A 25,790-nucleotide genomic window follows, 5' to 3' on the forward strand; every position below is an offset into this window, starting at 1 on the left:
CCGTTTTTCGCTCAGGTTAAAGCCCAAAGAACTGCCGGGCCGTTACCACATCTTTCGCAATTTGTTCTTTCAACGCCTCCAGTGAGGCAAAGCGCTGCTCGTTTCGTAATTTTTTCTTCAGCACAACATCAATGTGCTGACCATATAGATTCATATTGATGTCAAGCAGGTGAACTTCAAGCTGCTGGCGCAAACCTTTTACCGTTGGGCGCGTACCAATATTGGCCACACCCGGCAGCGGCTGCGGCGTCAAGCCGTGCACCTCAACCGCAAAAACGCCTTTCACCGGCGAGACAGCGCGGCGTAAAGGAAGGTTCGCGGTGGGAAAACCAAGGGTGCGTCCCAGTGCATCACCGTGCACTACGCGGCCTGAAATACTGAAAGGATGGCCTAACAATGACTGCGCCAGCGCAAAATCATCATCGGCCAGCGCCTGACGCACAGCGGTGCTGCTAATACGCTTGCCGCCGTCACAAAAGGTCTGCGTGCTGACTACATCAAAGCCATATTCAGCACCCGCTTTCTGTAATAACAGGAAATCACCCAGACGACCAGCGCCAAAACGGAAATCATCGCCGACCGCGAGAAACTTCACATTGAGCTTTTCGACCAGCAGTTCAGCAATAAAACTCTGGGCTGATAATGCCGCAAAGCGGCGATCAAAACGTACGCAGACCACTTCATCAATACCGGCTTCAGCCAGATACTTCAGCTTTTCGCGCAGACGCGTTAAACGGGCCGGGGCTTTTTCGCCAGCAAACAGCTCCAGCGGCTGTGGCTCAAACAGCATCACCATTACCGGCAGATTACGTTTACGTCCCTCTTCGCGAAGCTGGGACATCAGCGCCTGATGACCGCGGTGCACGCCATCAAAATTACCAATGGTCAGAACGCAGCCGCGATGCTGCTCTTTAATGTTATGAATGCCGCGGATAAACTTCATGGCTGACTCAACGCGATGGAAATCGGCGGATTATACCCTCGAAAGCCGCGAAGGTTAACCCGTCAGCACGCCTTTCCTGCTTTATGGCGGTCATTTCCTGTTGTCAGAGCGATACAGAAGAATTTTGTCGCGAAATACTGTATTCAGCGAGGGGAAGCTGGTAGAATCTTGCGCCATCAAATACGTAACCGAGTGTCGTCCGCGCTGTTGAATGTAAGCGACGCTTATTTGCACAAATCCATTGACAAAATTAGGTTCGAAAGGCATAGTCCTCGGCCTTTGATTTGTCTATATAGAACACATTTGGGAGTTGGACCTTGGCTAATATCAAATCAGCTAAGAAACGCGCCGTAACATCTGAGAAACGCCGTAAGCATAACGCTAGCCGCCGCTCTATGATGCGTACCTTCGTTAAGAAAGTATACGCGGCGATCGCTTCAGGCGACAAAGCTGCTGCGCAGAACGCATTCAACGAAATGCAACCAATCGTGGACCGTCAGGCTGCTAAAGGTCTGATCCACAAAAACAAAGCTGCCCGTTATAAAGCAAACTTAACGGCTCAGATCAACAAACTGGCTTAATCGCCTTTTGTTAATCGCTTTGTTGAAAGAACCGGCGCTAAGCCGGTTTTTTTCGTCTGCTGATCGTGGCGCAAACAGTTCACTAAAATCGCGATGGCAGATACGCTGCACTGCCGGATGCTGAATCATCCGCTCGGCAAAAATAACGTGATACTCCTCCATCACTGAATCCAGTCTCCCTAGCTCATACATTCCATCGCTTTGATAGATATCTTGCCCGTACAGACTCGGGGCAACAAAAATGGCATTTTGCTGCGTACCGAAAGATTTCATCAGTGCTGCATCATCAAACTCGCCTAAAATTTCAACCTGCAATCCCTGACTATGAATCCAGTTAAGAATCTTGCGGCCCGGCATTGAACGTCGTCCTGGAATGAGTAATTGACGCGTCTCCAGACACGCAGGGAACGGTAATTCTGGCAGCGGCTGTGTACACCAAAAGCTCAACGGACATTCGCCCAGCTTCACCGAAAACAGCCCTTCCTGCTGCGTGGAATCAATCGAGCAATCCGACACAATCATATCCAACTTATGCTGGCTGAGTTGCTCCAGTAGCATTTCATGGGTCGATTCAAAACAGCGCAGATGAATCTTTTCACCCGATACCACCGCCGCTTCTAATATTTTACTGACGAGCTGTTTAGACAACGCATCCGCAACCCCGACATCAAACAACAGATGCGATTCTTTGCGGTAATTAACAATATCCAGCATTTCATGACTCAGCATAAACATGCGATCGGCATAGCGGAAAACCAGTTGCCCCAGTTCAGTCGGCACTAATCCCCTTCCCTGCCGCCGGAACAGTTTGCCTTGCAGGCGCTCTTCGAGCGCCTTGATTTGACCAGTTATGGTTTGCGGTGTCAGAAAGAGTGCTTCTGACGCACCAACGATTGAACCTTCGCGGCACACATGCCAGAAATAATAAAGGTGGTTGTAATTGAGGTGCGGCATACCTACTTTCTCAACCTTTTACGCTGCACGGTTTGCCAGACGACGCCACAGAATCAGATAACCCAAGACAGCAGAGAGTATCGAGCCCATCAGGATGCCAAGCTTCGCGAGCGTAATAAGTTCTGCATTGTGGTCGCCATACGCCAGCGAGGCGATAAAGATCGACATCGTAAAACCGATGCCGCACAGCACACCGACTGCGGCGATGTCTTTCAAATCAGTTTTTTCAGGCAGTTTGGCCAAGCCGGTTTTTACCGCCAGCCAACAGAACAGCGTAATCCCCAAAGGCTTACCGATCAGTAATCCCGCCACGATGCCCAGCGGTAACAGTGAAAACAGGTGCCCGAATGAAACACCGTCTAGCGAGACCCCGGCATTAGCAAAAGCAAACAGCGGTAAAATCAGCCAACGCACCCAAGGATGCAGTGCATGCTCAAGATGAATGGCTGGAGAATGCCCATCCTTCTTAGCCAATGGAATCAGGAAGCCGACCACAACACCCGCCAGCGTCGCATGTACCCCTGATTTCAACACTGCAGTCCATAACACGATTCCTACAATCAAATAGAGGCCGGTATTACGCACATTCATCAGGTTCATCAGCCCCAATACAACTATGGCTGCAGCGGCAACGCTCAAGGATACCAGGGAAAGATCGGAGGTATAAAACAGAGCAATGATGACTATCGCGCCGAGATCGTCAATGATTGCCAACGCCATCAGGAATATTTTCAACGCGGGCGGCACGCGACTGCCCAATAACGCCAAAATACCCAAAGCAAAAGCGATATCCGTTGCGGTAGGAATGGCCCAGCCGCTGTGTGTGGCTGGATCTGCGCCATTGAAAAGCAAAAACAATATTGCTGGTGCGACCATGCCGCCCAGGGCTGCAATCAGCGGAAAAATGGCTTGTTCACGTTTAGCTAGCGCGCCCATCACTAATTCGCGCTTCACTTCCAGTCCAACCATCAGGAAAAACAGTGCCATCAGCGCATCGTTAATCCATAACAGTAAATTTTTGCTGATATCGAGCTCGCCGAAACGGAACTCCACCGGAATAGCGAGGAAGTTGAGATAGCTTTGCTGCGTACCGCTGTTATTTGCTAAAACCATCGCCAACGCCGCAGCGATGATCAGTACGACGCCACCCGTTGCGTCACTATGGAGAAATTTTTTAAGTTGAATGTTCATGAACAAGCTTCCTTTTCCAAAGGGAAAATTAAAGGCGTTAGATTACCGCCTATGATAGCTCGAAAAAAGCAGGTTATTCATGAGACTTGGCTCGGAAATACCGAACCTTTGAAGGTAAGCATAAAAAAGCCAGCGACAGTGCGCTGGCTTTTTCAGAGAGTGAAAAATTATCGGGTCAAGTCATCAAAGAACTTCTTTACGCCATCAAAAAAGCTTTTTGAGCGCGGGCTGTTGTGCTCACCGCTTGGTCCGCCAAAGCTCTCTTCCAGTTCACGCAGCAGCGATTTCTGTTTTTCGTTGAGGCTAACCGGGGTTTCCACCACAACGCGACACAGCAAGTCGCCGACTGCGCCACCGCGCACCGACTTCACCCCTTTGCCACGCATACGGAACAGCTTGCCCGTTTGCGTTTCAGTAGGCACTTTCAGCTTCACACGACCATCCAGCGTCGGCACTTCAATTTCGCCGCCCAGCGCTGCCATCGCAAAATTGATCGGCACTTCGCAATAGAGGTTGTTATCTTCACGTTCAAAGATCGGGTGTTTCTTCACCGATACCTGAACATAAAGATCGCCCGCTGGTGCACCGTGCTCACCCGCTTCACCTTCGCCAGTCAGACGAATACGATCGCCGGTATCCACACCCGCAGGGATTTTCACTGACAGCGTTTTCGATTTCTCGACGCGTCCATGACCATGACAGGCGTTGCACGGGTCTTTAATCACCGAGCCACGACCGTGACAGGTTGGACAGGCTTGCTGCACGGTGAAGAAACCTTGACGCATCTGCACCTGGCCTTGGCCATGGCAGGTAGAACAGGTTTGCGGTTTGGTGCCGGCTTTCGCGCCGCTGCCGTGGCAAACTTCACACTCTTCCAGCGTTGGAATGCGGATCTCTTTGGTCACGCCGCGTACCGCTTCTTCCAGCGACAGCTCCATGTTGTAGCGTAAATCAGCGCCACGGGATGCGCGCTGACGGCGACCACCACCAAAGATGTCGCCAAATACGTCGCCAAAGATATCGCTGAAATCTGCACCGCCGCCGCCACCGAATCCACCGCCGCCCATACCGCCTTGTTCAAAGGCTGCATGGCCATATTGATCGTAGGCCGCACGCTTCTGCGCGTCGGTCAGGATTTCGTAAGCTTCTTTTATCTCTTTAAACTTGTCTTCGGCCGCTTTATCCCCAGGATTACGGTCCGGGTGAAATTTCATTGCCAGGCGTTTATATGCCTTTTTGATTTCACGCTCGTCTGCGGATTTGGCGACGCCTAAAATCTCGTAGTAATCACTCTTCGCCATATTTATTTAGCCCTTAACATGATCGCACGGGCGTGGAGAAAACTCCTACGCCCGTGCTGGTTTCAACGGCTGTCAGGCCAACCGTCGCGCCCGGTCAGGGGCAATTATTTCTTGTTGTCTTTTACTTCTTCAAATTCAGCGTCAACCACGTCATCTTCTTGCTTCGCTGACGCGTCGCCTGCATCGGCAGCACCCGCCTGAGATTGCTGTGCTGCTTCCATCAGTTTGCTGGATACTTCCATCAGCGCCTGCATTTTAGCTTCGATCTCTGCTTTATCTTCACCTTTCAGCGCTGTTTCCAGCTCAGCCAGGGCTGCTTCGATCGGTGCTTTGTCATCAGCTGACAGTTTGTCGCCCGCTTCTTCCAGCTGCTTGCGCGTGCTGTGGGCAATCTGATCGCCCTGGTTACGCGTTTGAACCAGCTCTTCGAACTTGCGGTCCGACTCAGCGTTCGCTTCTGCATCACGCACCATTTTTTCGATCTCTTCTTCATTCAGACCTGAAGAAGCCTTGATGGTGATTTTCTGCTCTTTGCCGCTGTTTTTGTCTTTTGCAGAAACATGCAAAATACCGTCAGCATCAATGTCAAAGGTCACTTCAACCTGTGGCATACCGCGTGGCGCTGGCTGAATACCGTCGAGGTTGAACTGGCCCAACGATTTGTTATCGCTAGAACGCTTACGCTCACCCTGCAGCACGTGAATGGTCACGGCGCTCTGGTTATCTTCAGCTGTTGAGAACACCTGGCTGTGCTTGGTTGGGATCGTGGTGTTCTTGCTGATCAGCGAAGTCATCACGCCACCCATGGTTTCGATACCCAGCGACAGCGGAGTAACGTCCAGCAGCAGGACGTCTTTCACTTCGCCGCCCAGAACACCACCCTGCACTGCAGCACCTACTGCCACTGCTTCGTCCGGGTTCACGTCTTTACGTGGTTCTTTACCGAAGAATTCAGTCACTTTAGCCTGAACCAGCGGCATACGCGTTTGTCCACCAACCAGAATCACATCGTTGATTTCTGATACAGACAGGCCAGCATCCTGCAGCGCCACTTTCAGCGGAGCAATCGAACGTGCAACCAGATCTTCAACCAGCGATTCCAGCTTAGAGCGCGTTACTTTGATGTTCAGGTGCTTAGGACCCGTCGCATCTGCAGTGATGTACGGCAGGTTAACGTCAGTCTGCTGCGCAGAAGAGAGTTCGATTTTCGCTTTCTCTGCGGCTTCTTTCAGACGCTGCATTGCCAGCGGATCGTTGTGCAGATCGATGCCCTGATCTTTCTTAAATTCTGCAACCAGGTAGTTGATCAGGCGGCTGTCGAAGTCTTCACCACCCAAGTGGGTATCACCGTTGGTCGCCAGAACTTCAAAGGTTTTTTCGCCGTCAACTTCATCAATTTCGATGATGGAGATATCAAAAGTACCACCACCCAGGTCATATACCGCGATAGTGCGGTTGCCCTGACCTTTGTCCAAACCATAAGCCAGTGCAGCGGCTGTTGGTTCGTTAATAATACGTTTTACTTCCAGACCCGCGATGCGACCTGCATCTTTGGTCGCCTGACGCTGGGCGTCATTGAAGTAGGCTGGAACGGTAATAACCGCTTCAGTCACTGGCTCACCGAGGTAATCTTCCGCGGTTTTCTTCATTTTTTCAGCACTTCGGCAGAAATCTGCGGTGGTGCCATTTTCTGGCCTTTCACTTCCAGCCATGCATCGCCGTTATCGGCGTTAGCAATTTTGTACGGCATGATTTTGATATCACGCTGTACTTCTTCATCCTGGAAACGACGGCCAATCAGGCGCTTGATCGCGAACAACGTGTTCTGCGGGTTAGTCACTGCCTGACGTTTAGCCGGCTGACCAACCAGAATTTCGCCATCCTGGGTATAAGCGATAATCGAAGGCGTGGTGCGATCGCCTTCGGCGTTTTCCAACACGCGAGCTTTACCGCCATCCATGATCGCAACACAAGAGTTGGTTGTGCCCAGGTCAATACCAATAATCTTACCCATCTAAACGTCTCCCACTTAAATTCTTTGCCAATTTGGGTTGTGAACCTGTTATGCGGGCGGGTTGTTTACTTTCAACCATCACCACATGCTTTTTTCCAACGTTCACAACGCTCGATGACAAGTAAATGGGGCCGCTTCGAAGCGCATCAAGGGTTAAACCAAAAAAATTTCGATCTTCTTTCTACTCAGATCAAAGACGTTGCGTCCGCGCCTCTCTGTGAGCTGCTCCCAGCCATTGCAAACAGGGCTTTCGGGCAAAAAACATCCCCTAAATCCACATTCGCGACATTACAGGAACAATGAGCACCATAACGTTGGCTAACTCCGCTCCACTCGGTTTAATGGGTTTCGGCATGACCGCCTTTCTGCTCAATATTAATAATGATGTGCCAGATGCAAAACGCGGAGCCAGGCTCCGCGTTTTTATTTTTAAAGCTGCTGCTCGTGATTAAGGCTGCTGCGCAACGGCCTCATGCACCGCATTTTCGTGGCTGATATCACTTCGCAACCAAATTCCCGTCACCAACCCAACCAGCGCTAATGCCAGCACATACCATGAAGGTGCCATCGATGAGACATTCATCAACAAGGTAACAAAAATCGGCGTTAAGCCACCGAAAATTGCGTAGGCGACATTATAAGAGAAGGAGATACCACTAAAGCGCACCTCGGCTGGAAAAGCGCGCACCATCACAAAAGGCACCACGCCGACAACGCCAACGCTCAGGCCTGCTAACCCGTACAGCAGGAAAAGCTGCTGCGGATACAACGGCGTAAAGTGGTAGAACGCCCAACTGCACGCCGCCAGTAATACACTGCCTGTGATCAACGCTTTACTTGCACCAAAACGGTCTGCCGCTACGCCGGCAACGATGCAGCCTATACAAAGCATAATGGTTGCAAAACTATTGGCCTGTAAGGTTAACGCAGGCGCAAGGCCATGCTGCTTCTGCAACCAGACCGGCGACATCAGAATCACTACCACAATGCATGCTGAGAGCAGCCAGGTCAGCAGCATAGAAATGATCACTGACTTTTTATGGTTCACCACCACCGCTTTCAAAGGCAGTTCATCCGCCAGCGCTTTACGCTTTTGCATGGCAATAAAAACGGGTGTCTCATGCAGCCAACGGCGCAAATACATCGCAGCTAAACCAAACACACCGCCGATAAAAAACGGTAAACGCCAGCCACCTTCGCGAATGGCTTGCGGTGTCATTGACGTGTTTATTAGCGTTGCGACCACCGAACCCAACAGAATGCCCACGGTTAGCCCAGCGGTTAACGTGCCGCAGGCAATACCAATTCGCTTGTAAGGTACGTGCTCGGCGACAAATACCCAAGCGCCCGGCACTTCCCCACCAATTGCAGCACCTTGCAACATGCGCATCAACAGCATTAATAAAGGTGCCGCAATCCCGATAGTTTGGTAAGTCGGCAGTGCGCCCATTGCCAGCGTGGGCAGCGCCATCAATAAAATGCTTAGGCTGAACATCTTTTTGCGGCCCACTTTGTCGCCGAAGTGCGCCATGATAATGCCGCCTAGCGGGCGCGCCAGATAACCTGCCGCGAAAATGGCAAAAGTTTGTAGCTGGCGCAGCCATTCAGGAATATCAGGTGGGAAAAAGAGTTCGCCGATCACCGCAGCGAAAAAACAAAAATGATGAAGTCGTAAAATTCTAAGGCACCGCCGAGGGCAGCGAGTGAAAGGGTTTTATAATCCTGGCCGTTCAGGCGTTGAGTCTGATTCGATTCCATAACATTCCAGAGGCAAAAGAGAAACGGTTGTAAAGCTGAGCTTACTATACCGTCAATCTTTCACCACACCAGCCAGGCTATAGCTTATGCCTGAAAATCGGAATATTTAGTTATTTATCTCACGTATCGCGCTTTTGGGGCGAAAAGCTGCTACGACCTGCGTATGCGTTTCAACGTAGGGCCCTTCCAATAACTGTAAACAATAAGGTACAGAAGCGAAAATCCCTGCAACGCTAACGTTGCCCTGCTCATCTTTCAGGCCTTCCAGCGTCTCTTTAATCGATTTGGGCTGACCAGGAAGATTAAGAATTAAAGACTGCTTGCGGATCACGCCGACCTGACGCGATAAAATGGCAGTCGGCACGAATTGCAGGCTGATTTGACGCATCTGCTCACCAAAACCGGGCATTTCACGATCGGCAACGGCCAGGGTGGCATCGGGTGTCACATCGCGACGCGCCGGACCGGTTCCGCCTGTGGTTAACACCAAATGGCAAAAGCGTTCATCCACCAGCTCGCAAATCGCCTGTTCAATCATCGGCTGCTCATCCGGCACTAAACGGGTTTCAATCTCAAACGGCGTGCTAATCGCACTGCTCAGCCAACTTTCGAGTGCGGGGATCCCTTGATCCTGATAAATGCCGTTAGCGGCGCGATCGGAAACGGAGATCAACCCAATGCGTAATGTATTCATCGTTTTGGTTCGCTGTGATTTACCGCGTTGCGGTGGAGTAGAAAGGGGGAACAGAGAGAGGATAATACAAAGCGAAAGGTGCGGAAAAGAGAAAACCGTGACGACATCTGCCGCCACGGTGCAAGATTACAGCAGTTCTGCCAGCATCTTCTCAAGTTTGCCTTGGTCAACAGCAAAGTTGCGGATGCCTTCCGCCAGTTTTGCCACCGCCATTGGATCCTGATTGTGCTGCCACAGGAACTCAGATTCAGTCATTTTAGCAGGACGCGCTTTCACATCGCCGCTGTAGCTGAGCTTACGTTCAAGAGTGCCTTCGCTTTCAGCCAGTTCTTTCAGCAGCGCAGGAGAGATGGTCAGTCGATCACAACCTGCCAGTTCAACGATTTCGCCAACGTTACGGAAGCTTGCGCCCATCACCACGGTTTCATAACCGTGCTGCTTGTAGTAGCTGTAGATTTCAGACACGGAAACCACGCCTGGATCTTCATGAGGTGCGTACTCTTTCTTGTCGGTATTCGCTTTGTACCAGTCAAGAATACGACCCACGAAAGGGGAAATCAGGAACACGCCAGCTTCTGCACATGCACGCGCCTGTGCGAAGGAGAACAGCAGCGTGAGGTTACAGTTGATGCCTTCTTTTTCCAGCTGCTCCGCTGCGCGGATGCCCTGCCAGGTTGAAGCCAGTTTGATCAGGATACGATCGTTGCTGATGCCCGCATCGTTATAGAGTTTGATCAGGCTACGCGCCTTAGCGATGCTGCCTTCGGTGTCGTAAGAAAGGCGAGCATCAACTTCAGTTGAAATACGGCCTGGAACCAGTTTCAGAATCTCTAAACCAATGTTGACGGCCAGCTTGTCAGAAACCAACTGCAGCTGCTCTTCTTTGTTGCTGCTCTGCTCACGTGCCCAGCTAATCGCTTCATCGATCAGTTTGCGGTATTCAGGAATTTGCGCGGCGTTGAGAATCAAAGAAGGGTTGGTGGTAGCGTCTTGTGGCTGGTACAGCTTCATAGCTGCGATATCACCGGTGTCAGCAACCACAGTGGTCAGCTGACGCAAGGAGGTAAGTTTGTCCGTCATGTTCTTTTCTCTTAGTTAACTGTCAGGGTGAAAAAGGCTGTTGCGATAATATCACGCAGCAACAGCGGTGCAAGGTCGAGAAATGCCGTTTACGATAGCGCTAACAAATAGCTGTGATTTGCCGATCTTTGCGGCTTTTTTGTTACACTGCGAGGCTAAATAATCAGCCAATGCCCTGTAAAAATAGGGGTTATATGAGGAAGCGAACATGTTGATGGTGATCTCTCCCGCCAAGACGCTGGACTATGAAAGCCCGCTGGCGACCACGCGCTATACCCAACCTGCGCTGTTAGAAAAGTCACAACAGCTAATTGAGGTAGCGCGCGATCTGTCACCTGCACAAATCGCTTCGTTAATGGGCATCAGCGATAAGCTGGCTCACCTCAACGCCGATCGTTTTAACAGCTGGCAGCCTGAATTCACGCCTGATAATGCGCGTCAGGCGATTCTGGCCTTTAAAGGCGATGTCTACACAGGCTTGCAGGCTGAAACCTTTAGCGACAACGATTTTGACTTTGCCCAACAGCATCTGCGGATGTTGTCTGGCTTATATGGTGTGTTGCGCCCACTGGATTTAATGCAGCCTTATCGGCTGGAAATGGGTATCAAATTCGCCAGTCCGGCAGGCAAAGATCTTTACAGCTTCTGGGGCGAGCTGCTGACAGACACACTCAATGACGCTTTGGCTGATCAAGGCGATGATGTGTTGATTAATTTGGCATCGGATGAATACTTCAAAGCGATTAAGCCGAAGAAATTGCAGGCGCAGTTAATCAAACCGGTGTTTTTAGATGAGAAGAACGGCAAGTATAAAGTGATCAGCTTCTACGCCAAAAAAGCACGCGGATTAATGAGTCGCTATATCATTCAAAATCAGCTGCAAAAACCGGAGCAGTTGAAGGCGTTTGATGTGGACGGTTATACGTTTGATGCGGCCAGCAGCAATGACAGCGAGTGGGTATTTAAGCGCTCAGAGCAGGTTTAATTAACTCGATATAAAGAAAAAGGGACGATGATCGTCCCTTTTTTGTGCTTACGCTTTCAGCAAGAAAGCGCGCAGCGGGGTAAAATCGGCTTTCATCGTATGTGATAGCAGCGGCAGTTCAGCGCGCTCGGCTAATTCAGCCGGCAATGCCAGTTTCTGATCCAGAATCGCTTCCACGCTCTCAATAAATTTCGCTGGATGCGCCGTCCCGAGGAACAGGCCATATTCGCCTTCCTGCAACTGATCGCGCAGCAAGCGCCAGGCAATTGCCGCGTGTGGCTCTGAAATATAACCTATGCTCGCCAGCTCACGCATGGCAGCTTTAGTGGTGTCATCAGTTACCGCGCCATACGCCAGATCGGTCAAGCGCCAGGTTTTACGACGGAATAACTCTTCTACGCGCGGCCAGTTATTGGGCTGGCTCACATCCATCGCGTTCGACAACGTTGCTACAGTAACATTTGGCTGCCATGCGCCGTTGCCCAAGAATCGCGGCACGGTATCGTTAGCATTGGTAGCGGCAATGAATCGTTTGATCGGTAAACCCAGCGATTTTGCCAGCAAACCGGCGGTTAAATCGCCGAAGTTACCGCTTGGCACGGACACCACCAGTTGATTACGTTTCTCCTGCGGCAGCTGTGCCACCGCTTCAAAGTAATAGCAAATCTGCGCCAGCAGGCGGCTGATATTGATGGAGTTGGCGGAGTTCAGGCCAATGGCCTTTTTCAGCTCTTCATCATCGAACGCCTGTTTCACCAGCGTTTGGCATGCATCAAAATCGCCGTCAATGGCGATGGTTTCGATATTGCCACCCAGCGTACAGAACAGTTTTTCCTGCAATGGACTGATTTTGCCTTGCGGATAGAGGATCACGACGCGCACGTTTTTCATGCCATAAAATGCGTGCGCGACCGCCGCGCCAGTATCGCCTGACGTCGCAGTTAAAATCGTGATTTGCTCATCGCTGCCGCTGAAATAGGAGAGCATTTGCGCCATGAAGCGACCGCCAAAATCTTTAAATGCCAGCGTCGGGCCGTGGAACAGTTCCAGACAAGCGATATCCTCACTGACCTGCTTAACCGGTGCAGGGAAAGCAAAGGCCGCTTTAACACGTTCAGCCAACTGCTGCGCTGGGATTTCGTCGCCGATATAAGCAGAAAGAATCTTGCTGCTGCGGCTAACAAAATCCATTTCCAGCATGGCGTCGATGTCGGTCAGTTCAAACTCAGGCAGCTCCAGCGGAAAAACAGCCCTTGCTGCGAACCCAGACCTTGTTTCACCGCCTGGGCGAAGCTGACCTGCTCGTTGTGATCCTTAAGATTATAGAGTTTCATGCGTTATCCCAATTTACGTGCGCCAGCCGTATCCAGGCGGCAGATATGGACGAAGCCTTCATCATTTTGCAGATAGTGCTGGCTCAACCAGTCAGCCATCCGCTGGGCCGTTTCCATTTGATTGCAAACGGCGAAAAGTGTTGGACCTGAGCCGGAAATTCCGCAAGCCAGTGCACCGATATCCTGCGCAGCCTGACGCGCTTCGGCAAAGCCTGGTAACAGTTTGGTGCGGTACGGTTCCGCAATCACGTCCTGCATAAGTTTAGCTGCCAGCAACGGCTGACGCGTATGGCAGGCGTGAATGAATCCCGCGAGCAAGCGACCATGCTTGATGCAATCCTGCTTACGGTATTGTGCGGGCAGAATAGCGCGCGCTTCGGCGGTAGAAACTTTGATGCCCGGATACGCCATCACCCAGAGCCAGTCATCAAAACCCGGCACTTCCTGACTGATAATGCCGTTCTCTTCCAGCATCAGCTGGATACCACCAAGGAAGCATGGCGCAACGTTATCGTAATGTACGCTGCCTGAAATGCGGCCTTCAAGCTCGCCCATCAGCGTCAGCAGTTCTGTATCGCTGAGCGGTTTGCCGCAAAACTCGTTCATCGCCATCAAACCCGCAACCACAGAACAGGCGCTGGAACCGAGGCCGGAGCCAATCGGCATGTTCTTTTCCAGCGTCATCGCTACCGGCACGGTTTGGCCAATCGCTTCGCAAAAGCGCTGCCAGCATTGATATACGATGTTCTCTTTGGGATCGTCCGGCAATTTGCTGACGAAGCGGCCAGAGTTGGTCAGACTAAACGTGTCTGCGGCTTCGACTGAGACGCAATCGCCCAGTAACGAACCATCCACCGGCGAGACCGCAGCGCCCAGCACATCAAAGCCGACGCTAACGTTACCAATTGAGGCCGGTGCATAAATTTTTACCATTATTAAACTCCCAACTTCCATGACAGCGTACGCAACAAGTCGGCAAATACACCGGCCGCAGTTACGTCATTTCCGGCACCGTATCCGCGCAGCACCAACGGAATCGGTTGATAGTAGCGGCTGTAAAACGCCAGCGCGTTTTCGCCATTTTTCACTTTATAGAGCGGATCGTTGCCATCTACGGCATCAATTTTCACTTTGCAACTGCCGCCCTCTTCAATCGCACCAACGAAGCGTAAGACTTTTCCCTCATCTCGCGCTTTGGCTACGCGGGCAGCAAAGGCATTATCCAGTTCCGGCAGACGCTGCATAAACTGTTCAACGTCTTTGATTTCAAGCAGGCTTTCCGGCAACAACGGTTCGATCTCAATATCACTCAGCTCAAGCTGGTATCCCGCTTCACGCGCCAGAATCAGTAACTTACGCGCTACGTCGGTGCCAGAGAGATCGTCACGCGGATCCGGCTCGGTGAAGCCCATTTCACGCGCCATGTGCGTGGCTTGCGACAGCGACACGCCTTCGTCCAGCTTACCGAAAATAAATGAAAGCGAACCTGAGAGAATACCGGAGAACTTGATTAATTCATCACCCGCGTTCAGCAGGTTTTGCAGGTTTTCAATCACCGGCAAGCCTGCACCCACATTGGTGTCATAGAGGAATTTGCGACGCGATTTCGCTGCCGCCGTACGCATCTGCTGGTAGTAGTTCCACGACGAGGTATTGGCCTTTTTGTTCGGCGTCACCACGTGAAAACCGTCGGCAAGGAAATCGGCATACTGATCGGCAACCGCCTGGCTTGACGTACAGTCAACGATGACGGGATTCAGCAAGTGATACTCTTTCACTAAACGAATCAAACGGCCCAAATTGAACGGCTCTTTGGCTTCGTTCATTTCGGCTTTCCAGTTGCTTAAATCAATGCCGTGCACGTTAGTCAGCAATGCACGTGAATTGGCGATGCCGCAAACGCGTAAATCGATATGCTTCTTCTTAAGCCAGGCCTGCTGACGATGCAGCTGATCCAACAGCGCACCACCTACCCCGCCAACGCCCACCACGAAAACTTCAATAACCTGATCGGTGGCAAACAGCATTTGATGCACGACGCGCACGCCGGTGGTCGCTTCATCGTTATTCACGACCACTGAAATCGAACGCTCTGAAGAGCCCTGCGCAATCGCGACGATATTGATATTGGCACGCGCCAACGCTGAGAAGAACTTGGCGGAGATACCGCGCAGCGTGCGCATACCATCGCCCACTACCGAAATCACCGCCAGATTTTCGAGTACATCCAGCGGATCAAGCAGGCCATCTTTCAGCTCAAGATAGAATTCCTCTTCCAGCACGCGACGCGCGCGTGCCTGCTCGCTCTGCGGTACGCAGAAGCTGATGCTGTATTCAGAAGAAGATTGCGTGATCAACACCACCGAAATACCGGTGCGGGACATGGCGGCAAAGACGCGTGCAGCCATGCCGATCATGCCTTTCATGCCTGGGCCGGAAACGTTGAACATCGCCATATTGTTCAGATTGGTGATGCCTTTGACCGGACTTTCATCCTGATCGCCTTCGCCACCAATCAAGGTGCCGGGCGCTTGCGGGTTGGCGGTGTTTTTGATCAGGCAGGGAATTTGGAACTGGGCAATCGGGGCGATGGTGCGCGGGTGGAGCACTTTGGCCCCGAAATAGGAAAGCTCCATCGCTTCCTGATAAGACATCGATTTCAGCAGGCGAGCATCAGGCACCTGACGCGGATCACAGGTATAGACGCCGTCAACGTCAGTCCAGATTTCACAGCAGTCGGCACGCAGGCAAGCGGCCAATACCGCAGCAGAATAATCGGAACCGTTGCGGCCCAGCACTACCAGCTCACCGCGCTCGTTACCGGCAGTGAAACCCGCCATCAAAATCATATTCTCTGCTGGGATTTTACTGGCTTCAATACGACGCGTGGACTCCGTGATATCCACGGTGGATTCAAGATAATGCCCAACAGCCAATAACTTCTCGACCGGATCGATGACGCTAACGCCATGACCGCGTGCTAGCAGCAGCGCTTCCATGATAGCGATAGAGAGTTTTTCACCGCGGCAAATAATGGCGGCGTTAACGCTATCTGGGCATTGTCCCAGCAAGCTGATGCCGTGCAGCACCTGCTTCAACTGAGCAAATTCTAAATCAACGCGAGTTTTCTGACGGTCATAATCAAAACCCGGCTGCGCATCGGCTAAGCCACGCAGCAGGTCAGCAAAAATACGTTCGGCATCACTGATATTCGGTAAAGCATCCTGACCGCTGATGGTTTTCTCAATCATCGCCACCAAGTGATTGGTGATTTTGGCCGGGGCCGAGAGCACGGTTGCAACTTGTCCCTGCTGCGCATTGCTTTCCAAAATGTCGGCTACGCGAAGAAAACGTTCCGCATTTGCCACCGAAGTCCCGCCGAATTTCAGCACTCGCATGATATTCACTCTCCTGAATTTGAGCCGAAAAAAAGCCCGCACTGGTTAGGTGCGGGCTTTTTTCTATTTTATCCTGTATGCGTCAGCCCGCACCGTTACCTGTAGTAATGGTGGTGGTAATAATTGTGGTAATCAGGCTGAAGTTACGCATTTAGATTTATTTTCTGTCTGTCTTTGGTTGTCCGTCTGCCTTCCAGAAGTAAAGCAAAGGGCACTTTAAGTCAACGAATTTGTCGATTGTGTAAATTCTCAACGCTGCGCACAGTTTCGTCATCTTCTAAGAATCCAGAGTGGATCTTTTGCACTGGCGAATTCTGCTACGATCTGCCGCTAAAAAATCATACTTTTCCGGACGATTTATCTATAAGTTTTTTCTATGTCATGCAGCAAACGATGCAGCATCGCACTGTCGCGTTGCTCCAGCACGCCGATACGTTGATCGATCCAGTCCGCGAGTTTTTCATCATTGCTAACGTCCAGCTGAACCAACAGATGCTGGAATCGCTGATGCAGCGCTTTCAATTGCTGGGCATCGGCTATTTGAGGCGCCGGTGCCGCAACCTGATTCAGCGCTGACAGTTGATAGCTATACACCATTACCGCCTGCCCTAGATTTAAGGAGGGATAGTCGTTCGCCATCGGGATTCCGGTCAGCAAGTCGACCAGATCCAGCTCTTCATTCGTCAACCCGTTGTCTTCACGGCCAAACACCAGCGCCATGCTTTTCACCCACTGACGTTTTTCCAGCAGCTGCGTTTCAACCTGCGTTGGCGTGGCGTAATGGCGGAATTTAGCACGGCTGCGGGCGGTGGTAGCGACTGAAAATTCGATGTCATGTAGCGCATCAGCGAGCGTGTCAAAGGTTTGCAGATTATCGAGTATCTCCCCGGCACCGTGAGCGACACGTCGGGCCGCTGGATCTTGCCACGCGTCGCTGGCAACGATTCGTAATTCACTAAATCCCATGGTTTTCATCGCACGTGCGGCAGCGCCAATATTTTCTGCCCGAGCGGGCGAAACCAGAATGAAAGGGAAACGCATGATTATTCCATCAGTTTATTAACATCGCGCCATATTGTAACACGCACGTTCATGACATCGCGGATCGATAAGAAACAGGAAAATGAAATGTTAACGATGTTAAAACCTATTAAAAAAAGCCACAGAGCAAGATTTCGCCACCAAGCGCGTTAAAACAGAAAGTAAAATAGAAAATCCTTTTATTTCAGCTTAGTGAAACATTAATTCCTGCACATTGCACTTTGTGTATCATGCAGTGAAATTGTAGCGAAAATGCTGCTTTTTGTGAGCTAAGCAGGCAATCTACGAGAAGTTTTTCACAAAAGTGTTAACGTGCTACACTTGCATTTGATATAAGTCAACGAAGCGTTGTTTTTATGCTTATCGGTTGTTGTTGGTGCTGTTAGGTTGCTGTTAATGCAGTTAGGATATGCGCCATCCCGGGGCATGCAAGATTCATCCTGACTGGCTGAGCTAACACTGTTGTTGACGTTGATAGAGAGTTTATCAAAACATAATTTCGTACAACGGTTCAGCGCGGCACGCCGCTCTCCGTAAGGAGACCGAATAACCGCTGTACGCCCTGATTTCGATTTGTTGGCAAATTTTAGGTAGCGAAATATGCAGACCCCGCACATTCTTATCGTTGAAGACGAACTGGTCACGCGTAACACCCTCAAAAGTATTTTTGAGGCTGAAGGTTATGTGGTGTATGAAGCGACCGACGGTGCTGAGATGCATCAGGTTCTGACCGACAATGACGTCAATCTGGTGATCATGGACATCAACCTTCCCGGCAAAAACGGCTTGCTGTTAGCGCGTGAACTGCGTGAACAAGCCAACGTTGCGCTGATGTTTCTGACCGGTCGTGATAATGAAGTGGATAAAATCCTTGGTCTGGAAATCGGTGCCGATGATTACATCACCAAACCGTTTAATCCACGTGAGTTAACCATCCGCGCACGCAATCTACTGTCACGCACCATGAATTTGGCGCTGCCGAGTGAAGAGCGTCGTCAGGTGGAAGATTATAAATTCAATGGCTGGACGCTGGATATTAATAGCCGCTCGCTGATTAACCCGAACGGTGAACAATATAAGCTGCCACGCAGTGAGTTCCGCGCCATGCTGCACTTCTGTGAGAACCCGGGTAAAATTCAAACCCGTGCCGATCTCCTGAAGAAAATGACTGGCCGCGAGCTGAAGCCACACGATCGTACTGTTGATGTGACAATCCGCCGTATTCGTAAGCACTTTGAATCCACGCCGGATACGCCAGAAATCATCGCCACGATTCATGGTGAAGGTTATCGTTTCTGCGGCGATCTCGAAGACTAAATGAAAAAACGCCCATTCGGGCGTTTTTTCTTTGCCTTAATGCCACGGCATAATCGGCACCGCGCTCAGCGCGTTCTTTGGTGAACCATCCACCACTTTGTCTGAATAAGTTAAATAGACCAAAGCGTTGCGCTTTTTATCAAAGAAGCGTACAACCTGCAGCTTCTTGAAAATCAGTGAGGTGCGCTGGCGAAACACGACTTCACCCTGCGCTTTGCCTTGGACAATTTTATCACTGAGTTCAACAGCACCGATTTGCTGACAAGAAATGGCTGCATCTGATGTATCTTCCGCCAGACCTAATCCGCCCTTAATACCGCCGGTTTTTGCCCGGCTGATATAACAGGTTACATTTTTGACGTCTGGGTCATCAAAGGCTTCAACCACGATCTTATGATCGGGTCCGAACATCTTGAAAACCGTGTCTACTGAGCCAATCTCTTCGGCGAGTAAAGGGCTGGAAAAAGTCACCGTGGCGACTGCGGCGATGAGAAGGCGAGATATTGTCATGGAGTTACCATTGCAAACGTAATAGATGAGAATGTAATGTACTGGCAATTGTCCACAAAGACCAAACCATAACGGGTCTAAACCCGCATTGATGTAGCACAATCATCCCAAATGAAACTGCCCACGCCCTTTGAGCAATTAGTGCTATTATTCGTCGACTGCGTTTAGCTGCGCCACCAGAAAGTATGAGGATGTTTTATGGACCAAGCCGGTATCATTCGCGATTTGCTTGTCTGGCTGGAGAGCCACCTGGATCAACCACTTTCACTGGATAATGTTGCCTTGAAAGCGGGTTATTCCAAGTGGCATTTACAACGGATGTTTAAAGACGTCACCGGGCACGCCATTGGCGCCTATATTCGCGCACGCCGCTTATCTAAGGCGGCGGTCGCCCTGCGCCTTACCAGCCGCCCAATCCTGGATATTGCTTTGCAATATCGCTTCGATTCACAGCAGACCTTTACCCGCGCGTTTAAAAAGCAGTTTAATCAAACACCTGCGTGGTATCGCCGTTCATCAGACTGGAATTCATACGGTATTCGTCCGCCGATTCGCCTTGTTGACGATAAACAGCCAGAACCGAGTTTCGTCACTTTGCCTGAAACGGTACTGGTAGGGCAAACGCAGAATTACACCTGCACACTGGAACAAATTTCCAGCTATCGCGACGAAATGCGCATCCATTTTTGGAAGCAGTTCCTGCTGGAAACCGATACGGTGCCGCCGGTACTGTATGGCTTGCATCAGGTGCGCGCCAGCCACGATAAAGATGATGAGCAGGAAATTCTCTATACCACCGCCGTGCCAGCCGATAATGCCATCAACATGCATTCAGGCCAGAGCGTAATTCTGGAAGCGGGTGATTACGTCCAGTTCACCTACACCGGACCGCGCGTTGAACTGCAAGAATTTATTCTGCTGCTGTATGGAACCTGCATGCCAACGCTGGGCCTGACGCGTCGCCAGGGTCAGGATATCGAGCGCTTCTTCACCCACGGTGGTAAAAAGCGCAGCGAGCCGCCAACAGAGATTCGTTGCGAATATCTGATTCCTATTCGCCCTCAACAGGCGAGCTAAACAAAAATGCCGTCCTCGAGACGGCATTTTTTATCAACGTTGCCCTTAGCGCTGCAACTCGTCGAGTGCAGGGGCATCCAGATGTGAAATATCCCCCGCCGTTTCAACCACCCAACCTTTGGCCAGCCAGGCGCTTTGCTGATGATCAACGCGTGAAATTGAACAGTTACGCAGACGCAGACGACGTTCGGCATAAGCAGGCAATCCGAGGATGGTGCTCACCAAGACGCCCAACGCCATACCGTGGCTGACAATAAGTGGGCGGCTGCCTGCAGGCAGATCAAGACAGGTATTCAGCGCATCATGCATACGCTCCGCCATTTCCGTCATTGATTCACCATCCGGGATACGGCCGCCTTCGGTGCCATTAACCAATCCAGCACGCCATGTTTCCTCTTCTGCCGTCAAACCGTCCAGTGGGCGCTTCTCCAGCACGCCCATGTTCAGCTCACGTAGACGTGGATCCAACGTAACGGCACAACCGCAGGCATCGGCAATGATCTCTGCGGTGCGACGCGTGCGGCCTAAGTCGCTGGAAATGATATGCGTGATGCCCCAATCTTTAACGCGCTCGCCCACTTGATGGGCTTGTTGTTCACCTTTTTCCGTCAGCGGACTGTCGGATTGACCTTGAATGCGTCGCTCCGCATTCCATACCGTTTCACCGTGACGAACAAGATAGACCTGTAACATGCTTAGTTTCCGTTATACTGCGACCAAAATTGCCTTAATCACTCAAGGGTTCAACCAATTATGTACCATGTTGTCGCAGCCACCATCAACCCAGCAAAAATTCGCGCGATTGCACAAGCGTTCAACGACGTTTTCGGCGAAGGATCCTGCCATATTGAAGGGGTCGAGGTCGATAGCGGCGTGGCGGCTCAGCCCTTAACCAATCTGGAAACGCGAACTGGCGCACGTCAGCGCGTGATGAATGCGCGTCAGGTCCGACCAGAAGCGAACTTTTGGGTAGCGATTGAAGCCGGCATTGAAGACGATTGCGCCTTCGCCTGGATGGTAGTGGAGAACCAAAAGCAGCGGGGGAATCGCGTTCAGCCAGCTTTACCCTGCCGCCGGTGGTAATGGCAGGTTTACGTGAAGGACGTGAACTGGGCGAAGAGATGGCGCGATTAACTGGCGAAGAGAATATTAAACAAAAAGGTGGCGCAATTGGGGCTTTTACCCATGGTTTATTGAGCCGTTCAAGCGTTTATCATCAGGCTTTGATACTGGCGCTGTGCCCGTTTACTCACCCTTTGTATCAGCAGTAATCAGCCGCGCCTCCAGCCAGCGCTTTAGCTCTGGCGGCGCCTCTTTTAAGCTATTTGATCCGCGCGTAATGGTCGCAATGCCCACGCCAAGCTCATTCTTCAGCTCGCGTTGGCTCATTTCTCCCGTCATCAACTCTTCGATAATGCGCAAGCGCGTGCCAAAGGCTTCGCGTTCATCTGGCGTCATCATCAACTGCATCAGCGGCAGCGCATGGCCATTAGCGAAAGCTTCTTGCATCAAATCGACAAAGCGCAGCCAATTATTGTCAGCAGAACCGGTGTGGGTTGAAGGGGCAAAAGATTGGGTCATGAAAGGGCTTCCGTACTCGCTAAAGAGTACGGAAGCTTAGCACAGCTAGTAACGGCGATTCCACTCACCATCCGAAAGGATCTTATCCGGCTGGCCCATAAAGTGACGATAGTACGCATCATAAGCCAACACGTTCTTCACATAGCCACGCGTTTCTGAGAACGGAATGGTTTCAATAAACGCGACCGCATCGAGATTTCCTGCGCTGGTTTTCTGCCAACTTCGCACACGGCCGGGGCCAGCATTATAGGCTGCTGAAGCAAAAATGCGGTTCTGCCCAAACTGCTGGAAAACATACTCCAGATACTGCGTACCAATCTGAATATTGGTTTGCGGATCCAGCAACTGGCTGTTATTCACGTAACCGGGAATGTTATACATCTTCACGGTATGGGTAGCCGTACCCGGCATAATTTGCATCAAACCGCTTGCGCCCACCGGTGAACGAGCTTTAGGGTTCCACGCACTTTCCTGACGAGAGATCGCCATCGCATAGCTTTGCGGAATGCCTTTATCGCGGGTGTATTGCTGATAAAGACTTTGCCATGCTAGTGGGAAACGCTCTTTTAAGCTGTCCCACATTTTCGCGGTGATGGTGGCTTGTACACTGAGATCCCACCAATCCTGCTCGTTGGCGTAGCGCGCCAGCATCTGTTGCTGCACGTGCGTTCTGCTCGCCACCAGATTCGCCCACTCGCTACGCGCCAGGTTATCCAGTCCCCAATACATCAGCTCACGCACGCGCGCCAACTCCGCGCCTTGCAGCGTGGTACTGTCGGGTTTCGGAGCGGCATCGACCTGCAACGGATAATCCACGCCTAAACGCTGCGCTGCGACCATCGGATAATAACCACGTTGCTTCATCAGCTTACGTAGGATCTCTTCCGCCTCTTCTTTGCGGTTTTGTGAAAAGAGCAGGTCAGCTTGCCAATATTGCCACTCATCTTTCTCTTTGGCTTCCACCGGCAGGCGGGCAATCCAGGTGTTCAGGCTACGACGATTGTTTTCGCTTAAGGCCAGACGCACGCGACGTTCCACCAGCGCCGTTGATTCGCTGTTCATCACTACCGCATCACGCCAGCGCGCCTGCTCGGAGGTCAGATCGCTGCCCATCATGCGCCACACCACAATCTCTTTCAGCGCCTGTTCGTCGGCCGCTTCCATCTTTTGCGCACGCACTAAGATCGGAATCATGCTGCGGGCATTTTCCATGTCCTCACGCGCTACACGCGTAAAGGCGTAGATCGTGGCCTGGCGGGTAAAATCGGTTGGGCCGACTGCGCTGGCAAAGGTGGTGACCGAAAGCGGATCTTTCTGCAAAGCCAACACGGCATCGGCCATGGTTTGATAATCGGCAGGCAGCATTTTTGCCAGATAACTGACCAGGCTGTCATTGCCCGCTTTCATCGCGAGGCGAATACGCTCCAGAATAGTGATTGGCGAAAGCTGACCGGACGATTGCCATGCCGAGAAAAGCGCGTCGCAGTCATTAGGCAAGGCAGTGCCGCGCAGCCAAATCGCTTTCGCGCCCTCAAAGGCGGCTTGCTGCTGCCCGGTTGCCCATTTGGCGTAATACCAGTTACAGCGCGCCTGTACCGGTTTGGGTTCAGTCGGGCTGAAGGTCAACACACCTTGCCAGTCTTGACGATGTGCCAGCACATTGACGAAGCGCGTGCTCAGCGATCTTGCGGGCGGCAAAGTAGGATATTTTTGAATGAAATTCTTTACCGCCAGGCTGGTCTCCTGATCGAGATCCTGCGCCAGCAAACGATATTCCAGATACGGATACAGAGGGTAATCCTGTAGCGTGGGCAACAGTTGATCCACCGTCGCCATCTGATTGCTGTCCCAGGCTTGCTTAATTTGTTGATAACGTTGCCGTTGTTGATCGAGCGAGTCAGCCCATACGCTGCTGGCCGTGCTGACCAGACAAATCCCTATCATCCAGTTACGCCACTTCTCCACGTAAATCTCCTCTGTTTCTGGGCTCCGGCTACGTGCCAGACTTTCTTCATGCTAACCAGGCCATTGCGCTCTTGCCATGTTCTTCACAAAATTTACTCAACGTGAGCCAAACGCACTGCAATTGCGCAAACCCTGCGCTGCGGTTGTGCATTTTATCATCAGTTAAACTTATGACGGGTGAACTTTAACCCTCAGATCATAGCGTTAAAAATCTGGCACAGCCTTTGCTCTGTTGAATTCCATCTTGTATACCAGTTGGAATTCATCGCATGGCTTCGACATTTGGCTTGACCCTTAACGAGTGGCAGCAGCGCTACCAACAGGAACCGCAACAGATCTACACGCTGCTGCAAACGCATCTGGCAGCGCTTAATACCCAAGACAACGCCTGGCTCTATTTGGCGACACCCGCCCAGCTTAACGCCCAGATCGAGCCGCTGCTGGCCAGCTATCTACGCAACCCTGCGGCGCTTCCGCTGTTCGGTGTGCCTTTCGCCGTGAAAGACAATATTGATGTCGCGGGCTGGCCCACCACCGCCGCCTGCCCCGCTTTCACTTATACTGCCGAAAAAGACGCCTTTGTTGTCGCGCAACTTAAAGCCGCAGGCGCGATTGTGATCGGTAAAACTAATCTCGATCAATACGCCACGGGTTTGGTCGGCACACGTTCGCCCTTTGGTGCGGTATGCAACACCTTTGATGCCGACTATGTCAGTGGCGGTTCCAGTTCCGGCTCGGCTTCAGTACTGGCGCGTGGTTTAGTCGCGTTCTCATTAGGCACCGATACCGCCGGTTCAGGTCGCGTTCCCGCCGGATTCAACAATATGGTGGGTCTGAAACCGACTAAAGGCTGGTTTTCTGCCAGCGGCGTTGTTCCGGCCTGCCGCCTGAATGACACCATTTCGGTGTTCGCCTTAACGGTAGAAGATGCCTTCATCGTTGCCAGCGTAGCTGGCGGTTACGACGCTGATGATGCCTATTCACGTCACAATCCTCATACCGCGCCCGCCAGTATGAAAGCGCATCCCGACTTCGCCATTCCGGCTAACCCAGAGTTTTTTGACGATGCTGCGGCTGAAGGCGCGTGGGATCAGGCGTTGGAAGCATTATTGGCCAGCGGTGCAACATTGCATCCTATCGATTTCACCCCTTTTGAAAAATTAGCTGAACAGCTCTATTACGGCCCGTGGGTCGCAGAGCGCACCGTGGCCGTCGGGGAGATGATTAATCGACCGGAAGAGATGGATCCGGTGGTTCACGGTATCGTTTCCAGCGGCCTGAAATACAGCGCGGTTCAGGCTTATGAAGCGGAATATCTGCGCGCTGAATTGACGCGTCAAATTCAGCAAACGCTGGCGCAGTTTGATGCGCTGGTGGTGCCGACTTCACCCACCATTCACACCCAGGAAGAGATGAAGCAGGAGCCGGTGCATTACAACTCGCACTTTGGTTATTACACCAACTTCACCAACCTAGCCGATCTTGCTGCGTTGGCGCTGCCTGCGCCGTTTCGCAATGACGATTTACCGGCAGGCATCACGCTGATTGCACCGGCCTGGCACGATCGTGCACTAGCGGACTTTGGCCTGCGCTGGCAGCAACAAATGGCGCTGCCGCTGGGCGCGACCGGTAGAGCTCAGCCCGCGGTTCACGCCGCACTGCCCGTTTCAACCGATCACGTGCGCGTCGCTGTGGTGGGTGCGCACCTTACCGGAATGCCGCTCAACTTCCAGCTCACCACGCGTCAGGCCGTTTTCGTTGAAGAGACGCAAACCGCCCGCTGTTATCGCCTGTTTGCGCTGCTGGATGGCCCCATCAAAAAGCCAGGCCTGATGCGCGCTGAGCAAGGCTCTGCCATCACCGTCGAGTTGTGGGATATCCCACTGGCGCGCTTCGGTGAATTTGTGGCGGAAATTCCCGCGCCGCTGGGCATTGGCAGCTTGACGCTGGCAAATGGCCGCGTGGTGAAAGGCTTTATTTGTGAAGGTTCCGCGCTGAACAGCGCGCTGGAGATTACCGAATTTGGTGGCTGGCGTAACTGGCTCGCTGCTCAGGGGAGTAACTAA

The 25,790-nt window shown here is 51.8% G+C and carries 18 protein-coding genes, 6 pseudogenes and 1 other annotated feature; of the genes and pseudogenes, 7 read left to right on the forward strand and 17 right to left on the reverse strand.

The genetic code is table 11. The features are described from left to right. Positions 1–16: 16 nt before the first annotated feature. Positions 17–943, reverse strand: a complete 927-nt coding sequence (gene ribF, locus KQP84_RS18745) for a bifunctional riboflavin kinase/FAD synthetase (RefSeq protein WP_215847669.1) — start codon at positions 941–943, stop codon at positions 17–19. A 317-nt stretch (positions 944–1,260) separates the two neighbouring features. On the opposite strand from ribF, the gene rpsT reads away from it, so the two are divergent. Continuing rightward, the gene (rpsT, locus tag KQP84_RS18750; protein ID WP_006117633.1) at positions 1,261–1,524 is read left to right on the forward strand and encodes a 30S ribosomal protein S20; all 264 of its coding nucleotides are present in this window, start codon (positions 1,261–1,263) and stop codon (positions 1,522–1,524) included. Here the strand turns inward: rpsT and nhaR are convergent. The 4 genes and pseudogenes from nhaR to dnaK all read right to left on the reverse strand — a co-directional run bounded on the left by nhaR (position 1,495) and on the right by dnaK (position 6,984). Continuing rightward, positions 1,495–2,478 (reverse strand): transcriptional activator NhaR, encoded by a 984-nt coding sequence (gene nhaR / locus KQP84_RS18755; protein WP_215847670.1) that lies wholly within the window; start codon positions 2,476–2,478, stop codon positions 1,495–1,497. The two genes, rpsT and nhaR, sit on opposite strands and share 30 nt — an antisense overlap. An 18-nt stretch (positions 2,479–2,496) precedes the next feature. Beyond that, the gene (gene nhaA, locus KQP84_RS18760; protein WP_215847671.1) at positions 2,497–3,669 is read right to left on the reverse strand and encodes a Na+/H+ antiporter NhaA; all 1,173 of its coding nucleotides are present in this window, start codon (positions 3,667–3,669) and stop codon (positions 2,497–2,499) included. 167 nt (positions 3,670–3,836) lie between these two features. Beyond that, positions 3,837–4,970: a molecular chaperone DnaJ gene (gene dnaJ, locus KQP84_RS18765; protein WP_215847672.1), complete on the reverse strand. Its 1,134-nt coding sequence runs from the start codon at positions 4,968–4,970 to the stop codon at positions 3,837–3,839. Positions 4,971–5,074: 104 nt separating this feature from the next. Further along, positions 5,075–6,984 (reverse strand): annotated as a pseudogene (gene dnaK / locus KQP84_RS18770) (molecular chaperone DnaK). Between the two features lie 299 nt (positions 6,985–7,283). Between dnaK and KQP84_RS26415 the strand changes: the two are divergent. Then, positions 7,284–7,367, forward strand: a pseudogene (locus KQP84_RS26415) (acetate uptake transporter); the annotation flags it as partial. Positions 7,368–7,432: 65 nt separating this feature from the next. Here the strand turns inward: KQP84_RS26415 and KQP84_RS18780 are convergent. The 3 genes and pseudogenes from KQP84_RS18780 to tal form a co-directional block, all read right to left on the reverse strand. Then, a pseudogene (locus KQP84_RS18780) lies at positions 7,433–8,742 on the reverse strand (MFS transporter). Between the two features lie 106 nt (positions 8,743–8,848). Beyond that, complete coding sequence (gene mog / locus KQP84_RS18785) at positions 8,849–9,436, reverse strand: molybdopterin adenylyltransferase (protein ID WP_215847673.1); 588 nt, start codon at positions 9,434–9,436, stop codon at positions 8,849–8,851. Between the two features lie 126 nt (positions 9,437–9,562). Beyond that, positions 9,563–10,516 (reverse strand): transaldolase, encoded by a 954-nt coding sequence (gene tal / locus KQP84_RS18790; protein WP_215847674.1) that lies wholly within the window; start codon positions 10,514–10,516, stop codon positions 9,563–9,565. A gap of 208 nt (positions 10,517–10,724) precedes the next feature. Here tal and yaaA point away from each other — a divergent pair, with 208 nt between their 5' ends. Then, positions 10,725–11,501, forward strand: coding sequence for a peroxide stress protein YaaA (yaaA, locus tag KQP84_RS18795; protein WP_215847675.1), 777 nt, complete (start codon positions 10,725–10,727; stop codon positions 11,499–11,501). A 48-nt stretch (positions 11,502–11,549) separates the two neighbouring features. Here yaaA and thrC read toward each other — a convergent pair. From thrC to KQP84_RS18820, 5 genes and pseudogenes are all read right to left on the reverse strand, one after another. Beyond that, positions 11,550–12,835: pseudogene (gene thrC, locus KQP84_RS18800) on the reverse strand (threonine synthase). A gap of 3 nt (positions 12,836–12,838) precedes the next feature. After that, positions 12,839–13,768 carry a homoserine kinase gene (thrB, locus tag KQP84_RS18805; RefSeq protein WP_215847676.1) on the reverse strand — a complete coding sequence of 310 codons (930 nt, stop codon included), beginning with the start codon at positions 13,766–13,768 and terminating at the stop codon, positions 12,839–12,841. A gap of 2 nt (positions 13,769–13,770) precedes the next feature. Next, the gene (gene thrA / locus KQP84_RS18810; RefSeq protein WP_215847677.1) at positions 13,771–16,233 is read right to left on the reverse strand and encodes a bifunctional aspartate kinase/homoserine dehydrogenase I; all 2,463 of its coding nucleotides are present in this window, start codon (positions 16,231–16,233) and stop codon (positions 13,771–13,773) included. A 25-nt stretch (positions 16,234–16,258) separates the two neighbouring features. After that, positions 16,259–16,377, reverse strand: a sequence feature (Thr leader region). Then, positions 16,316–16,384 (reverse strand): thr operon leader peptide, encoded by a 69-nt coding sequence (gene thrL / locus KQP84_RS26260; RefSeq protein WP_215848341.1) that lies wholly within the window; start codon positions 16,382–16,384, stop codon positions 16,316–16,318. (Overlaps the previous feature by 62 nt.) Positions 16,385–16,571: 187 nt before the next feature. Further along, a pseudogene (locus tag KQP84_RS18820) lies at positions 16,572–17,274 on the reverse strand (tRNA/rRNA methyltransferase). Between the two features lie 600 nt (positions 17,275–17,874). Here KQP84_RS18820 and arcA point away from each other — a divergent pair. Beyond that, positions 17,875–18,591 carry a two-component system response regulator ArcA gene (gene arcA / locus KQP84_RS18825; protein ID WP_215847679.1) on the forward strand — a complete coding sequence of 239 codons (717 nt, stop codon included), beginning with the start codon at positions 17,875–17,877 and terminating at the stop codon, positions 18,589–18,591. 36 nt (positions 18,592–18,627) lie between these two features. Here the strand turns inward: arcA and creA are convergent, their stop codons facing one another. Then, positions 18,628–19,101 (reverse strand): protein CreA, encoded by a 474-nt coding sequence (gene creA / locus KQP84_RS18830; protein WP_215847680.1) that lies wholly within the window; start codon positions 19,099–19,101, stop codon positions 18,628–18,630. A 198-nt stretch (positions 19,102–19,299) separates the two neighbouring features. On the opposite strand from creA, the gene robA reads away from it, so the two are divergent. Continuing rightward, positions 19,300–20,178, forward strand: a complete 879-nt coding sequence (gene robA, locus KQP84_RS18835; protein WP_215847681.1) for an MDR efflux pump AcrAB transcriptional activator RobA — start codon at positions 19,300–19,302, stop codon at positions 20,176–20,178. A gap of 45 nt (positions 20,179–20,223) precedes the next feature. On the opposite strand, the gene gpmB is transcribed toward robA, so the two are convergent. Continuing rightward, a complete protein-coding gene (gene gpmB / locus KQP84_RS18840) occupies positions 20,224–20,871 on the reverse strand; it encodes a 2,3-diphosphoglycerate-dependent phosphoglycerate mutase GpmB (RefSeq protein ID WP_215847682.1) in 648 nt (215 codons plus the stop codon). Between the two features lie 60 nt (positions 20,872–20,931). On the opposite strand from gpmB, the pseudogene yjjX reads away from it, so the two are divergent. Then, positions 20,932–21,449 (forward strand): annotated as a pseudogene (gene yjjX, locus KQP84_RS18845) (inosine/xanthosine triphosphatase). Here yjjX and trpR read toward each other — a convergent pair. Next, complete coding sequence (trpR, locus tag KQP84_RS18850; protein ID WP_215847683.1) at positions 21,424–21,759, reverse strand: trp operon repressor; 336 nt, start codon at positions 21,757–21,759, stop codon at positions 21,424–21,426. The pseudogene yjjX and the gene trpR sit on opposite strands and share 26 nt — an antisense overlap. Before the next feature lie 45 nt (positions 21,760–21,804). Next, positions 21,805–23,724: a murein transglycosylase gene (gene sltY, locus KQP84_RS18855; RefSeq protein ID WP_215847684.1), complete on the reverse strand. Its 1,920-nt coding sequence runs from the start codon at positions 23,722–23,724 to the stop codon at positions 21,805–21,807. A gap of 269 nt (positions 23,725–23,993) precedes the next feature. On the opposite strand from sltY, the gene atzF reads away from it, so the two are divergent. Beyond that, complete coding sequence (gene atzF / locus KQP84_RS18860; RefSeq protein ID WP_215847685.1) at positions 23,994–25,790, forward strand: allophanate hydrolase; 1,797 nt, start codon at positions 23,994–23,996, stop codon at positions 25,788–25,790.

The sequence above is a fragment of the Candidatus Pantoea bituminis genome (assembly GCF_018842675.1).
GTDB classification, from domain to species: Bacteria; Pseudomonadota; Gammaproteobacteria; order Enterobacterales; family Enterobacteriaceae; genus Pantoea; species Pantoea phytostimulans.

What these genes read in the sequence shown, in the direction of transcription:
- ribF (WP_215847669.1), bottom strand. Translation starts at nt 943, where the DNA reads ATGAAGTTTATCCGCGGCATTCATAACATTAAAGAGCAGCATCGCGGC.
- nhaR (WP_215847670.1), bottom strand. Translation starts at nt 2,478, where the DNA reads ATGCCGCACCTCAATTACAACCACCTTTATTATTTCTGGCATGTGTGC.
- nhaA (WP_215847671.1), bottom strand. Translation starts at nt 3,669, where the DNA reads ATGAACATTCAACTTAAAAAATTTCTCCATAGTGACGCAACGGGTGGC.
- dnaJ (WP_215847672.1), bottom strand. Translation starts at nt 4,970, where the DNA reads ATGGCGAAGAGTGATTACTACGAGATTTTAGGCGTCGCCAAATCCGCA.
- mog (WP_215847673.1), bottom strand. Translation starts at nt 9,436, where the DNA reads ATGAATACATTACGCATTGGGTTGATCTCCGTTTCCGATCGCGCCGCT.
- tal (WP_215847674.1), bottom strand. Translation starts at nt 10,516, where the DNA reads ATGACGGACAAACTTACCTCCTTGCGTCAGCTGACCACTGTGGTTGCT.
- yaaA (WP_215847675.1), top strand. Translation starts at nt 10,725, where the DNA reads ATGTTGATGGTGATCTCTCCCGCCAAGACGCTGGACTATGAAAGCCCG.
- thrB (WP_215847676.1), bottom strand. Translation starts at nt 13,768, where the DNA reads ATGGTAAAAATTTATGCACCGGCCTCAATTGGTAACGTTAGCGTCGGC.
- thrA (WP_215847677.1), bottom strand. Translation starts at nt 16,233, where the DNA reads ATGCGAGTGCTGAAATTCGGCGGGACTTCGGTGGCAAATGCGGAACGT.
- arcA (WP_215847679.1), top strand. Translation starts at nt 17,875, where the DNA reads ATGCAGACCCCGCACATTCTTATCGTTGAAGACGAACTGGTCACGCGT.
- creA (WP_215847680.1), bottom strand. Translation starts at nt 19,101, where the DNA reads ATGACAATATCTCGCCTTCTCATCGCCGCAGTCGCCACGGTGACTTTT.
- robA (WP_215847681.1), top strand. Translation starts at nt 19,300, where the DNA reads ATGGACCAAGCCGGTATCATTCGCGATTTGCTTGTCTGGCTGGAGAGC.
- gpmB (WP_215847682.1), bottom strand. Translation starts at nt 20,871, where the DNA reads ATGTTACAGGTCTATCTTGTTCGTCACGGTGAAACGGTATGGAATGCG.
- trpR (WP_215847683.1), bottom strand. Translation starts at nt 21,759, where the DNA reads ATGACCCAATCTTTTGCCCCTTCAACCCACACCGGTTCTGCTGACAAT.
- atzF (WP_215847685.1), top strand. Translation starts at nt 23,994, where the DNA reads ATGGCTTCGACATTTGGCTTGACCCTTAACGAGTGGCAGCAGCGCTAC.